This is a genomic window from Faecalimicrobium sp. JNUCC 81, assembly GCF_053667625.1.
In genome coordinates this window covers 1,320,198-1,340,513 of record NZ_CM132203.1, presented here as the reverse complement: position 1 = coordinate 1,340,513, position 20,316 = coordinate 1,320,198, and the positions used below count along the sequence as shown (strand labels likewise).

The 20,316-nt window shown below is 27.0% G+C and carries 14 protein-coding genes and 1 riboswitch; of the genes, 2 read left to right on the top strand and 12 right to left on the bottom strand.

Going from position 1 to position 20,316, the window contains the following annotated elements; all coding sequences use genetic code 11:
- Nucleotides 1–10: 10 nt before the first annotated feature.
- The 8 genes from JNUCC81_RS06690 to JNUCC81_RS06655 all read right to left on the bottom strand — a co-directional run bounded on the left by JNUCC81_RS06690 (nucleotide 11) and on the right by JNUCC81_RS06655 (nucleotide 9,585).
- A complete protein-coding gene (locus JNUCC81_RS06690; RefSeq protein ID WP_454095873.1) occupies nucleotides 11–976 on the bottom strand; it encodes a WG repeat-containing protein in 966 nt (321 codons plus the stop codon).
- 95 nt (nucleotides 977–1,071) lie between these two features.
- Complete coding sequence (locus JNUCC81_RS06685; protein WP_454095872.1) at nucleotides 1,072–2,046, bottom strand: dipeptidase; 975 nt, start codon at nucleotides 2,044–2,046, stop codon at nucleotides 1,072–1,074.
- Between the two features lie 103 nt (nucleotides 2,047–2,149).
- Nucleotides 2,150–3,517, bottom strand: a complete 1,368-nt coding sequence (locus JNUCC81_RS06680; protein ID WP_454095871.1) for a tetratricopeptide repeat protein — start codon at nucleotides 3,515–3,517, stop codon at nucleotides 2,150–2,152.
- 130 nt (nucleotides 3,518–3,647) lie between these two features.
- Nucleotides 3,648–5,033 carry an aldehyde dehydrogenase gene (locus JNUCC81_RS06675; protein WP_454095870.1) on the bottom strand — a complete coding sequence of 462 codons (1,386 nt, stop codon included), beginning with the start codon at nucleotides 5,031–5,033 and terminating at the stop codon, nucleotides 3,648–3,650.
- Between the two features lie 113 nt (nucleotides 5,034–5,146).
- Nucleotides 5,147–6,628 (bottom strand): VanW family protein, encoded by a 1,482-nt coding sequence (locus JNUCC81_RS06670; protein ID WP_454095869.1) that lies wholly within the window; start codon nucleotides 6,626–6,628, stop codon nucleotides 5,147–5,149.
- 240 nt (nucleotides 6,629–6,868) lie between these two features.
- Nucleotides 6,869–8,263, bottom strand: coding sequence for a UbiD family decarboxylase (locus tag JNUCC81_RS06665; protein WP_454095868.1), 1,395 nt, complete (start codon nucleotides 8,261–8,263; stop codon nucleotides 6,869–6,871).
- Between the two features lie 128 nt (nucleotides 8,264–8,391).
- A complete protein-coding gene (locus tag JNUCC81_RS06660) occupies nucleotides 8,392–9,162 on the bottom strand; it encodes a protein phosphatase 2C domain-containing protein (RefSeq protein WP_454095867.1) in 771 nt (256 codons plus the stop codon).
- Nucleotides 9,163–9,327: 165 nt separating this feature from the next.
- Nucleotides 9,328–9,585, bottom strand: a complete 258-nt coding sequence (locus JNUCC81_RS06655) for a hypothetical protein (RefSeq protein ID WP_454095866.1) — start codon at nucleotides 9,583–9,585, stop codon at nucleotides 9,328–9,330.
- Between the two features lie 230 nt (nucleotides 9,586–9,815).
- Between JNUCC81_RS06655 and JNUCC81_RS06650 the strand changes: the two genes are divergently transcribed.
- Complete coding sequence (locus JNUCC81_RS06650; RefSeq protein ID WP_454095865.1) at nucleotides 9,816–11,615, top strand: peroxiredoxin; 1,800 nt, start codon at nucleotides 9,816–9,818, stop codon at nucleotides 11,613–11,615.
- A 46-nt stretch (nucleotides 11,616–11,661) separates the two neighbouring features.
- Here JNUCC81_RS06650 and JNUCC81_RS06645 read toward each other — a convergent pair whose 3' ends face one another.
- The gene (locus JNUCC81_RS06645) at nucleotides 11,662–12,267 is read right to left on the bottom strand and encodes a ribonuclease H1 domain-containing protein (RefSeq protein WP_454096377.1); all 606 of its coding nucleotides are present in this window, start codon (nucleotides 12,265–12,267) and stop codon (nucleotides 11,662–11,664) included.
- A 166-nt stretch (nucleotides 12,268–12,433) separates the two neighbouring features.
- A riboswitch (Lysine riboswitch) is annotated at nucleotides 12,434–12,608 on the top strand.
- 120 nt (nucleotides 12,609–12,728) lie between these two features.
- Between JNUCC81_RS06645 and nhaC the strand changes: the two genes are divergently transcribed.
- A complete protein-coding gene (gene nhaC / locus JNUCC81_RS06640; protein ID WP_454095864.1) occupies nucleotides 12,729–14,159 on the top strand; it encodes a Na+/H+ antiporter NhaC in 1,431 nt (476 codons plus the stop codon).
- 53 nt (nucleotides 14,160–14,212) lie between these two features.
- On the opposite strand, the gene JNUCC81_RS06635 is transcribed toward nhaC, so the two are convergent.
- The 3 genes from JNUCC81_RS06635 to JNUCC81_RS06625 all read right to left on the bottom strand — a co-directional run bounded on the left by JNUCC81_RS06635 (nucleotide 14,213) and on the right by JNUCC81_RS06625 (nucleotide 20,300).
- Nucleotides 14,213–15,166: a calcium/sodium antiporter gene (locus JNUCC81_RS06635; protein ID WP_454095863.1), complete on the bottom strand. Its 954-nt coding sequence runs from the start codon at nucleotides 15,164–15,166 to the stop codon at nucleotides 14,213–14,215.
- A 137-nt stretch (nucleotides 15,167–15,303) separates the two neighbouring features.
- The gene (locus JNUCC81_RS06630) at nucleotides 15,304–16,899 is read right to left on the bottom strand and encodes an AbgT family transporter (protein WP_454095862.1); all 1,596 of its coding nucleotides are present in this window, start codon (nucleotides 16,897–16,899) and stop codon (nucleotides 15,304–15,306) included.
- Between the two features lie 347 nt (nucleotides 16,900–17,246).
- On the bottom strand, nucleotides 17,247–20,300 hold the full coding sequence (locus tag JNUCC81_RS06625; protein ID WP_454095861.1) for a helicase C-terminal domain-containing protein: 3,054 nt from the start codon (nucleotides 20,298–20,300) through the stop codon (nucleotides 17,247–17,249).
- Nucleotides 20,301–20,316 lie beyond the last annotated feature (16 nt).

Sequence of the window (20,316 nt, the reverse complement as noted above, 5' to 3'; positions counted from 1 at the left end):
TCAAATTAATTTATAAAATCAATTTTCCGTATTTATCTATATAGTTGTTGTTATTTCCATCTATTACTTGAGCATAGCCATCTTCAAAATCTGATATAGAATCAAATATAGGAATTATTTCTATATCTCCTTCTTTATTTAAAAATCCCCACATTCCACCCTTAGGGCTGCTTATTCCTCTTGTTAATGAATTATATCCTATATTAAATCTAGCCAATCCATCTTTAAAATTACAGGCATAATCAAATATTGGATCAATAATTATTTCACCTATTTTGTTTATATAACCCCATTTTTCATCTATGCATATAGCCGCTAAACCTTCATAAAATGGCTTAGCTCTATCAAATAATAGCTCTATTTTTAAATCTCCAGATTTATCTATATAGCCCCACTTATCGCCTACTCTAACTGCTGCTAATCCCTCTGAAAAATCTGTTGCTATATCATATCTTGGAGATACTATAAACTCCCCTAATTTATTTATATATCCATACTTATTCTTAACTTCAACTAAAGCCCGTTCATCAAAAAATTGGTTTACATATGTGTATGTATTAGGTATTACAATCTCTCCATCCTTATTAATAAATCCCCATTTTTTATTTACCTTTATTCCTGCTAGTCCATCTCTAAAATTTGCTGCCATATCAAATTTAGGTTTTATTATTTCTTTAAGAGATTTATCTATATACCCATAGTTTCCATCTACTTTTATTCTAGCTAATCCTTCGTTAAATTCTGATGCACTTTCCAAATGAAGCATTATATTTGTATTTCCTAATTGATCAATATATCCAAATACCCATCTTACATTTTTTCTTATCTTTTTAATATAAGTAATAACACAGTAACCATCTCTGAATCTTTCTGAAACATATTTAAACCTCGGTTTTACAACAATATTTTTATCTTTATCAATAAACCCATACTTTCCATCTCTAAGTATCGGAAGAAATAAATCTTTATTTATCATGCTTAGCCTCCCCCAATAAAAAATAATTTTATCCTAACATTACAGTTTATTATTTTATAGGGTATACTATGCTTATTCTTAAAATACTGTTATCTTTACTTGTTTACATTATCTTTTATAAAATTCAAAAAGTTATTGTTTGAAATTTTTTCTATATCTATATCTTTATAGCCTCTACTTTTAAGTTCATAAATTATATTTTGAGTTTTAGATGCATTCTCTAATCCAATGGTTACTTCTTTTCTTGCATGAATATTTTCTTGTACATCATCTTCTATATAATCACAGTAATCAAAACCAAAACATACTGAATCAATACCTATTAAGTCAACCATATAATCTATATGATTAATTAGATTTTTCAAATCTTTTTTTGACTTTTCTTCGTGTATAAAGTCTCTATATGCATTTATACCTACTATCCCTCCAGTATCTTTAATAAGCTTTAACTGTTCATCTAATAAGTTTCTGCCTACGTTGCATAGTTTTCTACAGTTAGAATGACTTGCTATTATAGGTTTTTTAGTATTATTATAGATATCATAAAAGGTTTTATCACTTGCATGAGATACATCTATTACAATTCCAAGCTCTGAAGCTAATTTTATATACTCTTTTCCTTTTTCTTTAATCCCAAAGTCATTATTTACCTTTATTCCACATGCGAATTCATTTTCTTCATTCCAAGTTAGCGAAGAAAATCTTATACCATAGTCATATATTTCTTCTACCTTACTAATGTCACCTTCTAGTACACTAAGACCTTCTAAATTCATCATGGCTGTTATTTTTCCTGACTCTAATGAATTTATATACTCTTTATAATTTTTAGCTATAAATAAATAATCTTTTGAAATCTCAACTTCATCTTTAGCATATTTCATCATTTTTTTAAATATTTCATAATTATCATATTTGCTATTAGGCTTTGTCCAAAATACAAATATTCCTCCATTTATTCCACCTTTATTAAATTTATTTAAATGATATTTTTCGATTATATTACTTTCACCATTTATTTTTTTATTAAATACATCTGTAAATATATCTGCATGAATATCTAGTATCATGTTCAATCCTCCTATTATAGTAAAAATTTATTTTCTAGTTTTATAGTTATTGCATAAAAAAAGCATTACAAAATAATTGTAATACTCTTTTATATATATATGCTTATTTTTCTTTTAAAATATCTTTTACTTTAGAGTTATTATACATACTATCTGGAACTTCACTTCTCATTCCATAGAATGTTTTCTTAGCTTTTTCCAAATCTCCATTGTTGTAATATAACATACCTAATTGATAAAAAGCATCATCATAGTACTCTGACGTAGATGTATAAGTATTTATATACTTATTATAGTACTTTATAGCTTCTTCCTTATTCCCTGTTTTTTCACTTATAAGAGCTACTTGGTATATTGATTCAGAAATAAATTTTTGTGATTTTCCTCTATCTATAACATGTTTAAAGTTATTTATAGCATCAGTATATTTTTCTTCTTTTTTTAATTTTAAGGCTTCATTATAAAGTGTTTGCTCATCTGCTACTACCACCACTTCTTTAGGTGATTGTTTCTCCTCATTTTTTGCTTTATCTAATTCCTTATTAGTATTGTCTAATTGCTGAGTCTTTTCATCTAATTTTTTATCTGCTTCACTTAACTTTTGTTCTTTGTGATCAATCTCTGATTCAAGATTATTCATTTTATTTTTTGTATTTAAATAAAACGCTCCCATGCCTATAGCTAAACAACCTATAATTACATATGGTAAAGGACTCTTTTTATTTGATTTTTTAGGTTTTTCTTCTTTTTTTGATATTTCTTTAGATTCTGATGTATCACTTTCTTTTTTTTCTTCAAATATTTCATTATCTTTATCTATTTCTCTAAGTTTATGTAAATAAATTTCTCTCTTTTTTATATTTTCAAGTTTATCATATAACAATGATAATATAACATATGGCTCTATAAGCTCTGGATTTTCATCTATAATATTATCTAATATTTGTATAGACTCGTGATTTAATTCTTCATTTATAAATCTTATAGAATGATTATATCTTCTTAAAAATACGTTGAAATCATCTGATGATAGCATATCAACATATTTTCTAGATAATTCATTGTTTCCATAACACATACCTGTATAAAAACTTTCAAACGCTCTTGAAAAGTCACATTTTAATAACTTAAGTAATCCCTTTAGATTAAGAATATCAACATCTTTAGGGTTGACTTCTAATGCTTTTTCAACAATATTACATGCACTCGTTATGTAATTTTTTTCTGCTAAATCTAGTGCATTATTATATCTTTTGTACGATTCTATTTTTAACTCTTTCGTTGTATCATCTGATGCACTATTTAATGTTTTTTGTAAATTTAGTATAGTTTCTTCTTTATAATTTGTTGTAACATAGCTTTTTTTTAATGCCTTTAATGTATCATTGCTTTCTTCTTCATCTATATTAAAAAAAGTTAAATCACTTTTATCTTCTGCTATCAAAGATGTATCTAAGCTTTTTCTAGGCATATTTTCTATATCTTGTTTGATATTTTTACCTAAAATAACAATCGCCTCCCATTTTAAATATATATCTAAGATACCATATTTGATATTTTAAGTCAAAACTATACATTTATTTCCATATATTTACCTATTTTTAAAATATTTCAAATGCTTTTTTTAAAACTTTAATTGCTTTTTTACTATGTGGAGGATATTTTATCGGAATATCTATTTTTGACGACTTCATAACGCTTTTTTGATGAGAAAATGTTTCAAAACTTTTCTTACCATGATAAGATCCTATACCGCTATAACCAACCCCTCCAAATGGCATATTATGGTTTGTAATATGCATTATAGTATCATTTACACATCCTCCTCCAAAGGATATTGTACTAATGATACTTTCTTCAAATTTATTATTGTTTGTGAATAAATAAAGCGCTAGAGGATTTTTATGATTTTCTATAATTTTAATCAAATCATCAAAGTTCTCAAATTCTAAAATAGGCAATATAGGACCAAATATTTCTTCACCCATTACTTTATCATTCATATTAGCATTATTTATTATAGTAGGTTCTATTTTTAAATTATTTTCATCTATATTTCCACCATAAATTACTTTTTCATATTCAATTAAAGATATTAACCTCTCAAAATGATTTTTACTTATTATACTTGTGTAATCGTTGCTTCTTAAAGGTTCATTTGTATAAAATTTTATAATATATTTTTTGATATTTTCTATAAGTTTAGATTTTATTTCTTTATGAGCTATAATATAGTCTGGAGCTATACATGTTTGGCCAGCATTTAAAAATTTTCCCCAAACAATTTTTTTTGCACTTATGTCTAAATCTGCACTTTTATCAACTATGCATGGACTTTTCCCTCCTAATTCTAGTGTTACCGGTATTAATTTTTTTGCTGCTGATTCCATAACTATTTTTCCAACCTTTGGGCTTCCTGTGAAAAATATATAATCAAAGTCTTTTTTTAATAAATACTGATTTGTGTCTATTTCACCTTCTACAACCCATATATATTCTTCATTAAAGCTTTCATCTATTATTTTTTTTATTATTTTTGATGTGTTAGGTGCTAACTCAGATGGTTTTATTACAGAACAGTTACCACCTATAATAGAACCAATTAATGGTGACATACAAAGTTGAAAGGGATAATTCCAAGGTGCAATGATTAAACAGAGCCCGTATGGCTGATTGTATATATAGCTTTTAGATCCTATATTTAGAGCCGGTGTTTTGACTTTTTTAGGTTTACTCCATTTTTTAATTTTATTTCTTACACTTTTTATTTCTGATATTACAATTCCAATTTCTGTTTCATATGCTTCAAATTCACATTTTTGTAAATCATCTTTAAGTGCTTTTAATATACATTTCTCATTTTTTTTAATTGAATTTAATAATTTATCTAGCTGACTTACTCTAAAGTCTGAGCTCTTAGTAACTTGAGAATTAAAATATTTTTTTTGCTTTTCTAATATATAATCTATTTCTTTAAATTTTTCCATAATAACCTCCTCACCTAATTAAATAAAAATAACCTTTGTTTTAACAAAGGCTATTTTATTTATTAGTTTATATAAATTATATAAAAATTTTCAATTTTATGTTTATAAATTACTTATTCTTGATTTGGCTGTTGTGTATTTTCTGCCGGTGGTACTTCTGCTGGAGGATTTGGAGTATCTGGTTGTGGTGGTGTTACTGGTGGTGTTGTCGCCGGCGGCGTTGTTACTGGTGGCTTTGGAGTTTCTGTTGGTGGCTTTTCTTCTGGTTTTTCCATAGTTCCCACTGCTATAACACCTTGTTTTTTAGGATAATATGATGTTGCTACTTTTTCCTTCTTTGTAACATTTCCATTTTCATCTTTATATATTCTGTATGTAGATACTGTATATCCGTTTCTCCCTTTTTCTAACTGTTTTTCTTCACCTTTTAAAATAGTAGGGTCTTCTACTTTTTTTATAGGTGCTTCAGATACACCATCTATACTTGTTGATATTTGTATGTTTTGTTTATCTTTAGAACTACCATATATTTGACATGTAACAGTATTTCCTGATACATAATTTTTTACATATATAGGGTGTTCAAGTGTGTTTTTAAACACAAAATCTATTCCCGAATCTGTAACAGTTGCATCTCTTCCTTTTGATACATAAGTAGATGGTATTGAATGATTTTTTAGTTCAATAAAACTTACCCCTGAGTATAATGCTGCATTGTAAAGAGTTGATGATACCTGGCAGACTCCTCCTCCTACACCTTCTTGTACAACCCCTTGTACAATTACTGGTGCATTTTTATACCCATTTGCTGTAGTTCTCATGCCTGTATGTTCATTATAAGAAAAACTCTCTCCAGGCATTAATAATACATCACTTGATTTGTTTGCTGCTAATTTTATATTTGTACTTCTCCCAGATACAGATGAATCAAATTTTGTCGTATGACTTCCAAGTAGTGTGTTTACTTCCTGCAATTGCTCCCTTGTTATACTTGGCTCTACTTTTGTAACTACCAATTCTTCTTTTGTATTTCCTTTTTCAAGCTCTCTTACAATATTTTTTAAGCTTTCTTCAACATTTACTTTTAAGCCACTGTTTGAATCATTTATTTCTATACTTGATCCACTTATATTTATAGATGCATCTTTTACATCTACATCTATATCTCTTGCTATATTTTCTATACGATTTTTTAACTTATCTTTATTATAATCTATAGCTATGTTTAAATTATTTTTTTGACCAAGTTCTGATTTGATAGTCTTATATATATTTTCCATAAAATTATTTTCTTTATTTAATTTATATGCATTTTCTACAGTACTATCTAAGTCGTAAGAAAGATCTATATCTTTATATGGAACTTGCCACGATTTATCTAAATATGAAATATCCAAATCCTTCAGTCTATACTTTTGTTCTAATTCACTTTTAGCACCTTCTTTTGTTAGCCCTCCAACGTTGATACCATTTATATATGTATTTTTAACTATCTTTTGCCCATTTATCTTAGTTATAGTCATCCCTATGAATAATATTACAATGACACTTACTATGCCAATTCCAATATATATATTCTTTTTCATATTACTCATTCTTTTGTTTCTCCTTACATTAAAATTTGTCTATATACTATATATATTTAGATATTACTTTAATATATCCTTTTATAATACATAAAAAACTATTTTTCTTTTATATCTAGTTACATTTTCTATTATAATATGATTTCTAATAAAAAGTCTAATTTTAAAGTTCATTCTAATAAAACCATTTTATTCCAAATACATAAATTTTAAAGAAAAAGAGTATTAAGATGTGTTAAGTAACACATCTTAATACTCTTTTATATTATCTTCAGAAATAAAGTATACTTTTTCTGTATACATATTTATAATATATACTTCTTTCGCTTTGAACCATCCTTTATTTACTATTTCATAATAATATAAGTCTTTTTCGTCTCCTAAGAATTTATCTAGGTTTTCTTGATTGTCAATATATCTACTTGCCTTTTCCTTAGATACAGGGTATAAATCTTTATACTTATTACCTTTTTCTTCTAGTTTATTTTTTAATATAAATTTAGCTTTTTCTTCATTTATTGCAAATTCTAATTTACCATCTTCTAATATTCTAAAATATCCATCTGAATAAGTAGTTTTATATTGCTTATTTGAACCTTTATATGAATAAATTGATTTAGTTTTTGCATCTATTAATATTTCATCTATTAATGTACCATGTTCGAACACTTCAACATAATAATATTTTTCTTGATTTATCATTTGTTGGTATGAATCTATAGATATATTTTTTTTCTTTATTCCACTCTTTTTCGAAATGATATTTATAATATCTTCTGGTGTTAAAGTATAAATAGATAAATTATTTTGATATTTTTTTTCTAATGAAACTATTTTTTCATCATCAAAGTAATAATGTTTTAAATAACCTATATATTGCAATGCCTCTTCATAATTTCCTTGAGTATTAGATTCATCAGCCTTTTCTAAGTAATAATCATACATATCTTCAATACATTCTTTTTTACTTTTTTGTGCTAAATCGTAATATTTTTTATCTTCTTCTAAAATTTTGTCATATTCACTTATAGCTTCATAATATTTTTTCTTTTCTTGATGTTCTGTTGCTGTTTTGTATAACTGTCTAGATTCATATAATTCTTTTATTGTCTGTTTATATACATCTAATTCGTTTACAATAGCCTTTAAAGTAGATGATATACTGATATATGACATTGCTGTATCATAATCTATATTTTCCTCTTGATACATTTCACTAACCCTTTTGGCTTGTTCTATAATTCTTTCAATATTTAATTCAATTCCATTTAGAGAATTTATTGTATTTATTAATGCTAAGTACTGTTCTTTAGTTATCTGTCCATTTACATACTTATCTCCATTAGTAAGAAGTAATTTATCTATCTTTTTGGAAACTGACTTATTGAATCTTCTCATTTTACTTTCAGAAAATTCTTTTTTTAGTGTGTTATTGTAGTATTGACTTGCATACTCGTATTTTCTATTTTCTATACTTTTTAATAATGCATCAGACTCTTTGCCTATACTTAATTCTTCACTACTTATAAAAAACACTATCATTAATAATATAAGTCCTAGTATTGATAATGAAACGGTAATTATAGATTTTCTTTTGCTATCTATAAAATCTACACATTTATCAAACAATTCCTTAAAATTCATTCTTGTTCCTTCCTTAACTTTAGTAATTTATTTATTCTTCCAACTTTGTTTAATTATATCATATATATACATTATTAACCATATATTCCATTACTAGACATTTATCTCATTCGACAAATTATAGCATTTTATTCCTTTGTAAAAATGTATATTATACTAATGTCATCCTTTGATATAGCTTTACTTAGCTTGCTTAAATCCCATTTATAATTTTTATATAGCATCCATCTAGAAAAAACACTTTTATTATATTGGTTAATTGTTTTTTCTAAGCTTTGAAATAGCACCTTTTCGTTCATAAAACTATTTTCATATCCATCAGTAAACAAAATTACAGAATCTAATTTATTACTTTCATCATTTTTTTCTATGTAATAAATAAAGTTTTTGTATGCTTCAAATCTTCCTAGAGAGTCCACAATTTCTTTATTTTTTGTTTCTAAAACTTTTTTATAAGAATCTTTGTTTTTTACAACTATATTTCCATCGCCTATCTTTAAATATAACCTAAAATCATTTGTTATTAAGGCACTCACTAATGTTGTAGAATATTTTATATATTCTGTTTTAAATACTATAGCATTTATATTTTTATAATGTTCATTTACTAAATCCATCCATTTATCATAAATTAATCTTTGTATATTACCTTTTTCTAATTCATGTTTAACTTCATCCAATGATTTTCCTATAAACATCTCTAAAATATCAATTGATGAAATACAAGCTAGTCTTGATCCATCACTACTATATTCAAAAAAATCTGTACTATGACCATCTGCTACTGTACAAATAATAGAGTCATCTACTATTTTATAATCAAGATAGTCTTGAGATCCTTTACCCTTTTTTATATTTTTATATCCAACTACATCAGCTTCAAATAAATTATATTTCATATCATAATACCTCCATATAAATACTTCTATTTACTTTGTATTATAATTATTTATAGATTATAACGTCATATCATTATATTTATTATAAATTTAATATTTTAATAAGCAAAAAAACACAGTGATTACTGTGTTTTATACTTTATACTAAACTTGATGTTATACATTTTATGATATTTTTCTCTTTCTAACTTCACTAGTATGTTTACTAGTTTGCCTTACAACTTTATGAGAGCCTCTATTTTTTCGCACCTTTTTTTTCTTAGAAAATATTTTCTTAGAATTATACAAAACCAACCCAATAGTTGATGCTATAGTCATTCCAACAAATAACATAAAGTATATGTCTATACCAATAAATATCCTCATAACTGCATTTATTATAATTAAAGCAAATGTTAAAGAAAAACAGGTAACGGCTGACATAATAAATATTCTTAGGACTTTTTTCAACTTTATCACCCCATATAGTAACAAATCCCTACATTTAATATTATATTTAACTATACCAAAACTAACGAAAAATATCAATTATTATTGTTATTTTTTGTTAGTTTTGTCATTAAAATGTTAATCTTATTCAATGTAACAATAGACATGATTTATAAATACAATAAGAATAGGTTACTATTTTATTAAATTGAGGGGTGATTTAAATGCCAAGTCTGCCAAGTTTAGGATCAAAAGCTCCTGATTTCAAGGCTGATACAACATCGGGACCTATTAAATTATCTGACTACTCAGGTAAATGGGTCGTATTATTTTCACATCCTGGTGATTTTACACCAGTCTGTACTACTGAATTTTTATGCTTTGCTAAGTACTACCCTGAATTTCAAAAAAGAAATACTGAATTAATTGGACTTAGCGTTGATAGTAATAGCTCTCATTTAGCTTGGATTTATAATATTTTTCAACTAACAGGTGTTGAGATCCCATTCCCTATTATTGAAGATAGAGATATGAGAGTTGCTAAATTATATGGTATGATTTCTGAACAAATGAGTAATACATCAACTATTCGATCTGTATTTATTATAGATGATAAACAAGTTCTAAGGACTATACTTTACTATCCTTTAACAACTGGAAGAAATATACCTGAAATACTTAGAATTATAGAAGCTTTACAAACTAGCGATAGAGATAGTGTTGTTACTCCTGCAAACTGGTTCCCTGGAATGCCCGTAATTTTACCTTATCCTAAAACATATAAAGAACTTAAAAATAAAGTTTCCAATTGTGATAAAAACTACTCTTGTATAGATTGGTATCTATGTTTCGTTCCAGATAACAATAGTAGTGTTGATAATTACGAAGGAATAAATTATATACCTAACTATTCAAATAAAAAACCGAAATTAGGGGCTTGTTCAAAAAATAATACTAGACCGCCTATAACAGATATAAATTTCCAACCAGTTGATATATCATTTTGTCCAGATGTAACTCCTATAGTTATGGAGTATGTTCTTGGAAACCCTACTAATGTTGACCCTCAACTTTTAGATGCTGTTATTTACGCATTCGTTGAAATAAATCCAGATGGAACTTTATTTGTTCCTACTCCAAGATTTTTAAATCAATTAGTACAATTAAAAGCAGAAAAACCTAGCTTGCAAGTAATTGCCGCTATTGGCGGCTGGGGTGCTGATGGATTTTCTGATGCAGCTTTAACACCTGCTTCTAGATATAACTTTGCAAGGGAAGCTCAAAAACTAGTAAATCAATATGGATTAGATGGTATAGATATAGACTGGGAATATCCTAGCACTAGCGCTGGTGGAATAAAATCTAGACCTGAAGATAAAGAAAACTTTACACTTTTACTTACTGCATTAAGAGATGTTTTAGGAGAAGATACATGGCTAAGTGTAGCTGGTACCGGTACTATGGAATATATAACTAAAAGTGCTGATATAGGTGCAATAGCTCCTATAATTGACTACTTTAATCTTATGAGCTATGACTTTACTGCTGGCGAAACAGGAGCAAATGCAATGAAGCATCAAGCTAACCTTTATGATTCACCTCTTTCTCTTCCTGGGTATAGCGTAGATACTATGGTTAGAAATCTTGAATCTGCTGGAATGCCTTCTGAGAAAATTCTTCTTGGAATTCCTTTCTACGGAAGATTAGGTGCAACTATAACAAGATCTTATGATGACTTAAGAAGAGATTATATAAATAAAAATGGATATGAATTTAGATTTGATAAACAAGCTCAAGTTCCATACCTTGTTAGAAATGGTGAATTTGCAATGTCTTATGATGATGCACTATCAATATTTTTAAAAGCTCAATACGTACTTGAAAATTGCTTAGGTGGAATTTTCTCATGGACATCGACTTATGATCAGGCAAATATATTAGCAAATGCTATGTATCAAAGCATACATGATCCAGTAAAAGTTCAATCAGAACTAAAAAATGTATATGGAACCTTAAGAAAATAAATATATTTTAATAAATAAAAAGTCTTGTAATTAATTACAAGACTTTTTATATTCCTATTGCAGTTTTTGCTAATTTATCAGCTTCTTCATTATATTTATCACCAGAGTGTGCTTTAACCTTAACAAACTTAACATTTAACTTATCTTTTATTGAATCATAAAACTTTTTATATTCTATAGTACCTTCTTTATTGGTTTTCCATGCTCCTATGCACCACTTTTCAATGCCTTCATAATCAAAATAAAGTGTTAAATTTTCTATATTATTACTTATACAATATCTCATAGCAATTTTAGAAGCTTCTATCTCCCCTGCTACGTTTCTCATACTCACAAGAGATTCATCTTCCCCTTTTACACTATAAGTTTTTTGTACTATGTTATCTTTTATCATAACTATACCTGATCCATATGCTCTAAGAGAATGTTCATAGCTTCCATCTACATAGGCTTCTATACTATTTTGGGGATTTTTTGAAATTGTAGCTTTATTACCTTCTATATATTCTTTTGCTTCATCAATTGTAGTAAAACTTTTATACTCTGCTCCAGAATATCCATCTACTTGCATCTTACATTCATTCCAAGTATTAAATATTCCAGTCTTTTTTCCTTTTCTTACCGCATAAAATTTCTTCTTGCTCAATCTCATCACTCCCTTGCATGTTTTACATACTATATTCTAACCTAAACACATTGAATTTAAAAGTTTTATTTAGTTATCCAAATTTTGATAATATGCTACTTTTTTCTTTTTTAACTTTAAAAATAAAAAAATATATGATATAATTTATTTATCAAATTAAATATCGGATATAACTAATGGTAGAGGTCGCATCGTTAATAAGTAGTTTTGTGGAGGTAAGCACGAAGAAGCAAAATAAAAGGTAACTGTGCCGAAACATATAAGTAACGCTTTAAATCTTATATGTTGGGGTCATATATAATATATATGGCACTGTCACAATTATATTGTGGAGTACTATCTTTAGATTAAGTATACTATTCATTTTTTGAATGCTTAAGTCTAGGATAAGTTCTTTTATCCTGGACTTTTTTTAATATCTAATTTCTCCTTGACGTTATATTCGACATACATTACAGGAGGATTTTATGAAAACAAGAGAAAAAAAACAAGCAACACTTTTTGATTCGCTGTTGTGCTTAGGTTTTTTAGTTGCAGTGCTAGTGACGTGTTTAGTAGTATTAAAAGAATATGAAATATCTGCACATATACCTTTAGTATTAGGAGGAGTATTTGCAGCAACAGTCGCAGTTATTAAACTTGGTTATACTTGGAAAGAACTTGAAGAAGGAATTTTAGCTTCTATAAATACAACTATGCAAGCAATACTTATTTTATTAATTGTAGGTATGTTAATAGGAACTTGGATTATATCTGGTGTAGTTCCATCTATGATATATTGGGGACTTAACATTTTATCTCCAGGAATATTCTTAGTAGCTACAACATTAATATGTGCCATAGTATCCATATCTACAGGTTCTTCTTGGACTACTGCTGGTACTATAGGTATCGCTTTATTAGGTATTGGTAGTGCACTTGGTATTCCTGTTCAAATAATAGCAGGTGCTATAATCTCTGGTGCTTACTTTGGAGATAAGATGTCACCTTTATCTGATACAACTAACTTAGCTCCAGCGATGGCTGGTACTAACCTATTTGATCATGTTAAGCACATGCTATATACTACTGTTCCAGCTTTAGTTATATCTCTTATACTTTACGCTATAATAGGTATGAAATATGCTGGCAGCCAAATAGATACTACTCAAATAGCACAAATACAAAATGCACTTTTAGGTAATTATAATACGTTATCACCATTTTTACTTTTAGTCCCTGCATCAGTTATAATATTAGTTATACTAAAAGTTCCAGCAATTCCTGGACTAATATTTGGTGCCTTATTGGGAGGGGTTATAGCTGTTATATTCCAAGGTGCATCTATAGCTGATGTAATTTTAGTCGCTAAAGGTGGATATGTATCAACTACTGGTATGGATTTTGTTGATCAATTACTTAGTCGTGGTGGCCTTGATAGTATGTTAGGAACTGTATCTTTAATGCTTTGCGCTTTGACTACTGGCGGTATATTAGAAAGAACAGGTATGCTTGAAGCTTTAGCAAAGGCTATATTAAAAGTAGCTAAAGGTACTTTTGGATTAATCGCCGCAACAATATTTACTTGTATAGGCACTAACTTAGCTGTAGCAGATCAATATTTAGCTATAGTAATACCAGGAAGTATGTACAAAGAGGCATTTATAAAGCAGGGATTATCTCCTAAGAATTTATCTCGCGCGTTAGAAGATAGTGCTACAATAACTTCACCTTTAATTCCTTGGAATACTTGTGGGGCTTATATGTCTGCTACTCTTGGGGTTGGATCTTTTGCATTTTTACCTTTTGCATTTTTAAACCTACTTTGTCCTCTAATATCATTATTCTATGGCGCAACTGGTATAACAATATCAAAACTATCAGAAGAAGAAAAACTTGAATTAAGTATAGAAAGTTAAGTACAAAAAGAGCGTTGTTTATAGCAACGCTCTTTTTATACTCAGTTAAATTTTTATTGTCTTATTATTATAAATGCCATATATGCTATATACATTAATGATAATAAAGCACCCTCTCCTTTATTAATCTTTCTCTTAGTTGCTGATAATATATAACCTAATACTGTCACAATTATCATAATTAACATATCTATAAATACTATTGGATGTATTTGTATGTTATGTATAGTCGATGATATTCCTAACACAAATAAGATATTAAATATATTTGATCCAACCACATTACCTATTGCTATATCACTTTCACCTTTTCTAGCTGCAATTATGCTGGTAACAAATTCCGGAAGTGATGTTCCTATAGCTACTATTGTAAGACCTACTAAGTTTTGACTCATACCCCAAGATAGCGCTATATCACTTGCTGAATTTACAACTACGTTACCACCTATAATTATCCCTAAAATACCAAGTATACTCATTATTATACTTTTACTCATAGACATTGGTTGACTTGTCTGTTCTATTTCCATTTCTTCTTTTGATGTAATTGCCATTTCTATTAAGTAATACATAAATATAGAAAACAATACTAATAGTATTAAACCATCTGCTCTAGTTAGTAAGTTTTGATTATATCCTTGAAACTTAGTATCATGCGCTAATATCATTAATACTATTGATGCTAAAATTGCAAAAGGAAACTCTTTTATTATAGTACTTTTTTGTACTTTTATAGGATTTATTATAGATGCAATACCTACAACAAATAATAGATTAAATATATTTGATCCAACTACGTTTGCAATTACCATATCATTATTTCCCTGTAATGCTGCTGTTATACTTACAGCTGCTTCTGGTGCACTTGTGCCAAATGCCACTATTGTAAGCCCTATAATTAATGATGGTACATTAAAAATTTTAGCTATTGAAGATGAGCCTGATACAAATGCATCCGCTCCTTTTATAAGAAGTATAAAACCTATTAGCAATAATATATAACTCATATAAATTCTCCTTAAATTTATTTAAATACAATTATTATATATTTTTTCTAAAATGTCTTATCTTATTCAAAATGTAATCATAATATATAAAAAAGCACTTCTATTAGATAGAAGTGCTTAAAATTCTTAATTTAGCTTTATGCTGGGTAATGTAATAATGCTCCTGGTCCTAATGGTACTCCTAACATCATCCATATTCCAAGTAATATTATCCATCCTATTAGGAATATTATTGTATACGGTATCATTGTAGATATTAATGTACCTATACCAGCTTTTTTATCATGTTTTTGAGCAAATATAACTATCATCGCAAAGTAACTCATAAGTGGTGATATTATATTTGTAGTCGAATCACCTATTCTATATGCTACCTGTGTTAATTCCGGAGATATTCCAAGTTTCATAAACATTGGTAAAAATACTGGAGCCATTATTGCCCACTTAGCTGAAGCTGATCCCATAAATAAGTTTATAAATCCTGCAAATAATACAAATACTACCATAAGAACTATCTTATTCATATTCATTGATTGTAGTAAGTTTGCACCTTCTATTGCAAGTATTGTACCTAAGTTAGTATATGCGAAGTATTGTACAAATTGTGCCATAACAAACGCTAATGCTATATATCCACCCATTGAACTCATTGCTTTACCCATTTCACTACATACATCTCTATGATTTTTAAATTGGCCTGAAGTTCTACCATAAACTATAGCTGCTACGAAGAATATTATGGCCATTAAAGGTACGAATCCATTCATTAATGGAGAATGATCTATTATAGATGCTACAAATCCATTAGTTTTTTCAACTTCTAAGTTTCTAAGTAATGAATTTGGCACTAATGTTATAACTATTATAGCAGCTATCATTAGTAAAACCACTAAATTAGTAACTTTTAATGCTTTATTTTCTTTATCAGTTAAGTTTCTTAAATCATCATCTTCTTTAGATAAACTTGAGCCACCTTTGTAAGCACCTAATCTTGGTTCAACTATTTTATCTGTTATAAACCAACCTAAAAAAGTTATTAAGAATGTAGATACCATCATGAAAAACATATTTGAAGTTGCTGTAACTGTATATGTAGGATCTATCATTCTTGCAGCTTCGGTAGATATACCCGCAAGCATTGGATCTATAGTACCAACTATTAAGTTTGCACTAAATCCTCCAGATACCCCAGCAAACCCTGCTGCAAGACCTGCAAGTGGATGTCTACCAAATGACATAAATATAAGTGCTCCAAGTGGGACTAATACAACATATCCTGCATCACTTGCTATGTTTGACATAACTCCTAAAAATACTACCATTGGTGTAACTAATTGTGCAGGTGTTACTGATACTGTCTTTTTAAGAAGTGCTGATATATACCCACTTCCTTCTGCAGTACCTATACCTAACATACCAACTAAAACCATTCCAAGTGGTGCAAAGTTAACAAAGTTAGATACAGCATTTTCTAACATATAAGCTATACCTTTTTTTGAAAGTAAACTTATTGCTGGTATTGTTTGTTGTTCTAGAGTGTTTGTTGTTCTATTTATTAATTCACCTTCTACTGAAAGTCCTGTTGCTGCTGCTATTGCAGATATAATCATGATTGCTAAACAAAATAGTCCAAATAATGCTATTGGATGCGGAAGTTTATTACCTACAGTCTCAATACCATCTAGACATTTACCAAATAAGTTCTTTTTTTCTTTTGCCACTGTATTACTCATTTGTTTCCCCCCTAAATGTATTCTTATGTAAAAATTTTCTTTTATATGTAATTTATTATATCAACATTTTTTTCATTGTCAATACAATTATACAAATTTTCTATAAATTTAAATAAATACATAGTTGACTTTCATTTTTTCATTCACAAGTTATATTATGTATACATAATTCTATATCATATCTTAAGTTAATAAATAAAAAAATCTAGTTAATTCAATGCTTTAACTAGATTTTTTTATTTATATTATTTTTTTATTCTTTTTATATTCTTTTATTTTTTTGAATATCCAAAAATCACAATTGCATTTTTTATATAAATCCATTTTTATAAATCTATTTTTATAAACTATTTTTTTAGTTTTTCTTTATGTATTAAATAGTTTTGATTAAAGTACTTTACTTTCAAAATATCAACAGCTGAATCTTCATAAATTACTCTACTTTTCATTAATCTATTTTTCATTTCATCATTCATATATTTTTCTACTTTTTTCATACTTACTTTTTCATTATAATTTAGTGATCTTATTATTTCTTTAAGTGCTAAATTCATTACATCCTTCCTAGATGTATATAAATGCTGATTTATATAGCTATATATTCTATTCTCATTCATAATTGATATATTGCATTCATGTAAATCTTTTTCTAATCTTTTTAATGTATTTATATTAGTTCCTGTATTAAATATTATAAAGCATCCATAATCATACTTACTCCTTAAAATACGTCCCATAGCTTGTTTTACTTTTATAGCCATTTGAGGATAATTTATTTTATAATAAGGTTGATTATATTTTTTCATTATTGTAGAATACAAAGGATCTTTAGGATTTATATTAGGTATTTTATCTAATGTAACGCATGTTAGACCATCGCCTGGAACATCTACTCCTTCAAAACATCCTTTCGAACCTAAAACTACACATCTTTTATTTATATCTTTTAGGTTCTTTATACCTTTTTTATTCATATATACTTCTATATTTTTACTATCTAAATTCTCTTTTAAAATTTCATAAGTTCTTTCTTGTCTATCTTTGCTGTTAAATAGCGATAGTAAATGACCATCTGTTATTTGAGATATATTTCCTATTATCTTACTCATTTCTTTAGGAAAATCTTTATTTTGATAGGTACATATATCATTTATTCCTATTATTGAAATTCTTTTTTTATAATCATATAGCGGGTCTATAATTTTTTCTACATTGTCTACTCTGTTTATCCCTAAGGTATTTTTAAAATAATTCATATTATTTTCTATACTTAAAGTGGCAGATAAAAATATACCACTATCTATTTGTGATAATATATTTTCTTCAAATAACTGTGCTAGTTTAAGAGGTACTACTCTAAGCTCGAAACTTTTAAAGTTTTTATCTATATCTACTATTCTTGCATAATCATCATCTTCACTATATTCCATAAATAAATCAAATATAGTTTTTATCTCTTCTAATTCCTTTATTCTAACTTTACCAAACTTATAAACTTCAGCTTCTTTGTCTATACTATCTTCATCTAAGTTTCTATCTATTGTCACTAATATTGAAACCAAATTTCTTATTATATTTTCACAGCTATTCTTTATTTTATCGCTATATAGATTATATTTAATATCAATATAATTATTCTCACTTTTAACTTTTCCAGCAACTTCATTTTCTTGTAAATTTAACTCCCATTTTAAATTATATTTACTTATATCTTTATAATTGCTACTTATGCCAAAAGTTAATATTGAGCTCATTTCTTCTACTATTAAATTTATACTTCTACTTATTCTATCTTTTATATTTCTATCAAAATGAACATGGTGATAAAATTTATCAAACGGTTTTATCTTACCTATGTGTTTATTTTTATTGTCATATATAAATGGGCTATTTTTTATATTCTCATAAGGATATATTTCTTGTAAAAAATAATTTAACATTTTATAATCTATAATACTTGAGAAAAATTCATAACCTTTTTCTACTAAATTATGACCTTCATCTACTATTATATTTTCTAATGGCTTTTCTTCTTTATATGGCCACTTCGCTAAAAGAGAATGGTTTATTACAGTTATATCTTCTTCTTTTAATTCTTCAATTCTGTTTTTATATAAACAATTTTTAAAACACTTTTTAGGCCTACATAAATTCGGGTCACAACATACATATCTTAAATGAAGTTCTAACTCTTTAAATCGTTGAATTATTAAGTGACTTATTTCTTCTATATCTCCATATTTACCTTCCTCGGTTAATCGTTCTAATAAAATAATTGAAAGTATATCATTTTTAGTTAATTCTTTATCACTATATTCTCTTTTATAACTTTCTAGCTTTTCAACACAAATATAATTATTTTTACCTTTTATATATCCATAGCTTACTTTATTATTTAAGCCTAACGAATTTAATACATTAGGAATATCTTTATTTATTAATTGAATTTGTAATTCTTTAGTGTCTGTAGATATTATCACTCTTTTTTTACTAAATCTAGCTTCTAAAATAGCACTTACCAAATAACCTACACTTTTTCCAATACCAGTTGGAGCTTCTATGCATGCTATTTTAGCACTACCTCCATTTTTTCTAAATGTTTCTCTTATGGTTTTTGTAAGTTCATATTGTCCAGGTCTATATTCATACATAAAACCTTCTTTACTTGCCCATATATTTTCGTCTTTTAATAATTCCTCATAAATCATCTTATTTTTATTAATTTGTTTTATAATATAGCGTTCTTTTGATTCTTCATTTTTTTCTATTTTATTTTCTTTGTCTTCATAAACTACACCTATTAAATTGCTTTGGTCATAATTTGCATTATCTATTAAATCACTCCACTCCCATTTATCTAATTTATGACTATTTAAGTATGAATTTATCTTAAATGTTAATGGCTCTAATGTAGATTTTTCATTTTCTTTAAGCCTTATAAGTAATGAGTTTACAATATTTATATTATCAAAACAATTATTTAATAATTTGTATTTTTCATCAGTTTCATAAGTAGTTATGTGTTTTTTTAAGTACTCTAAACTATATTCTTTGTGATATGGTTCTAATACTGCTGCTAATTCCATTGAATCTATAATATTATTTTTTATATCTGGCAAATAGGTGTTTATAAATTCCTTTTTAGGTTGTGAATCATGAATAATAATAAATTTATTTTCTAAAAAATTTATTATTTTGTTTTTTATTTCCAGAGAAATGTATTTTTTATCTTTTATTAATATGTCCAATATATAGGTTTCATTGTTCTGTATTTTTACAGCACAAATTTCTATTATTTCAGAATTTATTGGATTTAATCCACTAATTTTTATATCTAAATATATAATATTATCTAAAACACTTGTTATTGTTTTAGATAATTTACTTATTATTCCTTTCATTTAATTTACCCTTTCG

Coding starts and splice junctions, on each gene's coding strand:
- JNUCC81_RS06690 (WP_454095873.1), bottom strand. CDS start 976: ATGATAAATAAAGATTTATTTCTTCCGATACTTAGAGATGGAAAGTAT.
- JNUCC81_RS06685 (WP_454095872.1), bottom strand. CDS start 2,046: ATGATACTAGATATTCATGCAGATATATTTACAGATGTATTTAATAAA.
- JNUCC81_RS06680 (WP_454095871.1), bottom strand. CDS start 3,517: ATGCCTAGAAAAAGCTTAGATACATCTTTGATAGCAGAAGATAAAAGT.
- JNUCC81_RS06675 (WP_454095870.1), bottom strand. CDS start 5,033: ATGGAAAAATTTAAAGAAATAGATTATATATTAGAAAAGCAAAAAAAA.
- JNUCC81_RS06670 (WP_454095869.1), bottom strand. CDS start 6,628: ATGAGTAATATGAAAAAGAATATATATATTGGAATTGGCATAGTAAGT.
- JNUCC81_RS06665 (WP_454095868.1), bottom strand. CDS start 8,263: ATGAATTTTAAGGAATTGTTTGATAAATGTGTAGATTTTATAGATAGC.
- JNUCC81_RS06660 (WP_454095867.1), bottom strand. CDS start 9,162: ATGAAATATAATTTATTTGAAGCTGATGTAGTTGGATATAAAAATATA.
- JNUCC81_RS06655 (WP_454095866.1), bottom strand. CDS start 9,585: ATGTCAGCCGTTACCTGTTTTTCTTTAACATTTGCTTTAATTATAATA.
- JNUCC81_RS06650 (WP_454095865.1), top strand. CDS start 9,816: ATGCCAAGTCTGCCAAGTTTAGGATCAAAAGCTCCTGATTTCAAGGCT.
- JNUCC81_RS06645 (WP_454096377.1), bottom strand. CDS start 12,267: ATGAGATTGAGCAAGAAGAAATTTTATGCGGTAAGAAAAGGAAAAAAG.
- nhaC (WP_454095864.1), top strand. CDS start 12,729: ATGAAAACAAGAGAAAAAAAACAAGCAACACTTTTTGATTCGCTGTTG.
- JNUCC81_RS06635 (WP_454095863.1), bottom strand. CDS start 15,166: ATGAGTTATATATTATTGCTAATAGGTTTTATACTTCTTATAAAAGGA.
- JNUCC81_RS06630 (WP_454095862.1), bottom strand. CDS start 16,899: ATGAGTAATACAGTGGCAAAAGAAAAAAAGAACTTATTTGGTAAATGT.
- JNUCC81_RS06625 (WP_454095861.1), bottom strand. CDS start 20,300: ATGAAAGGAATAATAAGTAAATTATCTAAAACAATAACAAGTGTTTTA.